This window comes from Pseudoalteromonas sp. SG43-1 (assembly GCF_014164415.1).
GTDB lineage: Bacteria > Pseudomonadota > Gammaproteobacteria > Enterobacterales > Alteromonadaceae > Pseudoalteromonas > Pseudoalteromonas distincta.
In genome coordinates this window covers 1-230 of sequence record NZ_JACJFD010000103.1, presented here as the reverse complement: position 1 = coordinate 230, position 230 = coordinate 1, and the positions used below count along the sequence as shown (strand labels likewise).

Sequence of the window (230 nt, the reverse complement as noted above, 5' to 3'; positions counted from 1 at the left end):
AAACACTAGAAAGTGAGTTGCCATTTACCCCCGAAGAATTACAAGGTGATGATTTAGACGGTGAGGCGCAGGGAGTCGCTTCCAGCCAAGCTGAGCAGGACTTATCAAATGCGCTTTCTGAAAATGCTAACTTAGATAGCTTAGAAGATGATTTTGATGATGAACTATTAATTGATAATGACTTCTCTGAATCAGAAGCTAAGGTTGAAGACGAGTCGTTTGATGATGAT

Annotated in this window: 1 protein-coding gene; it reads left to right on the top strand. The window is 40.4% G+C overall.

Translation table 11 applies throughout. The features are described 5' to 3' along the window. Positions 1 to 230, top strand: a 230-nt coding sequence (locus H5159_RS20905) for a hypothetical protein (protein ID WP_182725430.1), incomplete at both ends; no start/stop codon positions are given.